The sequence below is a fragment of the Mesorhizobium sp. M7A.F.Ca.US.006.04.2.1 genome (assembly GCF_004022915.1).
Lineage (GTDB): Bacteria > Pseudomonadota > Alphaproteobacteria > Rhizobiales > Rhizobiaceae > Mesorhizobium > Mesorhizobium ciceri.
Genome location: NZ_RZQA01000841.1, coordinates 1 through 2,790 on the forward strand (window position 1 = coordinate 1; position 2,790 = coordinate 2,790).

A 2,790-nucleotide genomic window follows, 5' to 3' on the forward strand; every position below is an offset into this window, starting at 1 on the left:
GGCATCCAGTCTCCGATCGCCGGCCGGTTGGTGGTGGTTAATGACGGCAAGGCCAGCGAGGTTACCGACCTTGCGTCGGCCCGACAAAACAAAATTAGCTACGTCAGCGGCGATCGCAAGAAAGAGGGCATCTTTGCCAATCTGAGTATTTACGAGAACCTGCTGCTTCCGGTGTATCGCGAATTTCGATCCGGCGGGGTGCTCAACTTCATAAACCGCCCCAAGCTGACGCCGGTGTTTGAGTGGGAATCCAGCAAACTGGCCGTCAAGATGGGGAGCCCGGAGAACCTCATCACGTCGCTGTCCGGCGGTAACCAGCAAAAGGTACTGATTGCCAGGGCTTTCGCGGAAAAGCCGGTGGCTCTGGTGCTCAACGATCCCGCGCGCGGCATCGACGTCGGGGCCAAGCTTGATCTCTACCGCAACCTCAAGGAATTCGCTGCGCGCGGCAATGCCGTGGTCTTCCTGTCCAGCGAGCTGGAGGAATTTTTGAACCTGTGCACGCGGGTTCACGTGTTTCGCAATGGCGCCATTTCGGCGGATTTCGAACCGCCTTTCGATGGCCATGCCATCCTCAACGCCATGTTTGGCCGCCGCGCGACGGCGCGCCTCCCCGGCGAGGCGGCCAACGAGAATGACCCAGGCAATCCGGCGACTGTCGCCGAGAGTCACAAGCCCAGACTCGAGCAGGGCAGGCCGATGCCGAGGCCTGTGACACTGCTGAACCAGGAGGTAAACCCTATGGCGGCAACACCATCTTTTGTGCTGAGTTGTCCCGATATTGCGCCAGGCAGCGTCATCCCGGACCGGTTCGCCGAGGACAACCGGCTTTCACCGAGACTCGTTTGGTCCGGACCGCCGGAAGGCACGCGCAGCTTTGCCTTGGCTGTTACCGATCCTGACCTGCCGGAAGCATTCAATTTCCCCCGCTCGTTTGCGCACTGGCTGGTGACCAACATTCCGGCCGAGGTCCGTGAGCTCCCTGAGGGCGCCAGCGGCAGCTTGCGACTGCCGCACGGCGCCGCTGAGTTCAACAGCGACTTCGTGACATTCAAGATCCCAGGGTTCGGCAAGGGATATGGCGGCCCATGGCCGCCGGACCGGGCCCACAGGTACTTCTTCACCCTCTATGCGCTCAAGACGGACATGGTCGAGTTGCCAGCTGACGCCGATCTTGGCGCATTTGCGGCTGCGGTCATGCCTGTGGCCATCGATGCGGCGTCGTTCGTGGCAGTCTACGGGCCGGCAAAGAAGTCTCTGCCCGCGTAAAAACCGGGCATGGTAATTCCCCAATCAGGAGGATCGCATGAGTAGATATGGAAGCAGGAGCAGCTTTGATCTGGAGTGGATCGAGCGATGGGCAAGGAAGGTCAATGACGACCGCATTTTGCCGGTAGTAGGGCGGTTTTTCACCAGCAAGTTCGTGCTCGGCTTCGACGACACGGAATATCTCGTCGACGTCCGTGGCGGCAAGATCCAGAAGATCGCGCAAGGCCTCACACCCAATGACATGGGAGTCGAATTTTGGCTCAAGGCGCCGAGCAGCGCCTGGTCGAAGTTTGCCCAGGAAATCCCACCGCCGATGTTCAACGACATCTGGGCGATGGCGCATCCGCTGCACAAGCAGCTGATCATCGAGGGCAATTCGCTCCCCTTCTGGCAGAATCTGCGGGCGCTGACGCGCATGCTCTCGCTGATGCGACAAGTTTAACGGCAGCGCAGGAGAGTTGTCATGAATACACACGATCCAATCGTTGGGCGCTACGTCTACGTCCAGTGCGAAGGCAAGACGTACCGCACCTATTACGAGGAACACGGCGAAGGCATTCCGATGGTGTGCCTGCACACGGCCGGCACGGACGGACGCCAGTATCGGCACCAGCTGTGCGACCCGGACATCAGCCAGAATTTCCGCGTTATCGCTTTCGATATGCCCTGGCACGGCAAGTCGATCCCGCCGGCAGATTTTCATCTGATGGAAGACGAATACAAACTCACAACCAAATTCTATTGTGAGTTCATCGTGGCGTTCTGCCGGGCGCTGGATCTGCGCAAGCCGGTCCTCATGGGCCAGTCGATGGGCGGCAACATCTGCCTGGCGCTCGCATTGCGCTATGAAAACGAGTTTTCGGCTTTTATTGCACTTGAGGCCTGCGACTATTCCCCCGGATGGTGGATCGATGCGCTGCATCACCCCCACATCCATGGTGGCGAGGTGGTCGCGACCTCTGTATTCGGTCTGATGGCACCGCAGTCTCCTGACGATTACCGGTGGGAGACCTGGTGGTACTATGCGCAGGGCGGCCCCGGCATCTTCAAGGGCGATCTGTATTTCTACAGCGTCGATTCGGATTTCCGCGACCAGTGCCAGAAGATTTCGGGAAAGGTGCCGATCTACTTCCTGACTGGTGAGTACGATTTCGCCTGCACGCCTGAAATGACCCAGCGCACGGCCGAAAAAGTGAAGAATTCGGAATGCATCATCTTCGGTGGTGGCCACTTCCCGACATCGGAAGATCCGGCGAAGTTCAAGGAGGTCATCACCCCCGTCCTCAAGAAAATCCTCAGCGCCGATCCGGAGCGGCGCGGTCAGGGAGGCAATGCCCTTTCCGGACGGAGCATTTCCGAAAGCCGGTCCACCGCTCGCAGCGAGCGGCCCAGTGAAGGCCGGAAGGTCATCGAGTTCTAGGTTGCGCTAGCAACGAAAGACAAATGTTGATGTCCCAATCCAGGGGTTCCCAGAACACCTACCTGTTGGTCCCGATCCTGCTGATCGCGCTGCTCCTGAGC

The 2,790-nt window shown here is 59.2% G+C and carries 3 protein-coding genes; all 3 read left to right on the forward strand.

The window, feature by feature from the left end:
- On the forward strand, nt 1-1,269 hold a 1,269-nt coding region (locus tag EN925_RS40275), incomplete at its 5' end, for a YbhB/YbcL family Raf kinase inhibitor-like protein (RefSeq protein ID WP_206633017.1).
- A gap of 37 nt (nt 1,270-1,306) precedes the next feature.
- Nucleotides 1,307-1,711, forward strand: a complete 405-nt coding sequence (locus tag EN925_RS30965) for a hypothetical protein (protein WP_006326052.1) — start codon at nt 1,307-1,309, stop codon at nt 1,709-1,711.
- A gap of 21 nt (nt 1,712-1,732) precedes the next feature.
- The gene (locus EN925_RS30970) at nt 1,733-2,689 is read left to right on the forward strand and encodes an alpha/beta hydrolase (RefSeq protein ID WP_127368623.1); all 957 of its coding nucleotides are present in this window, start codon (nt 1,733-1,735) and stop codon (nt 2,687-2,689) included.
- Nucleotides 2,690-2,790: the final 101 nt, after the last annotated feature.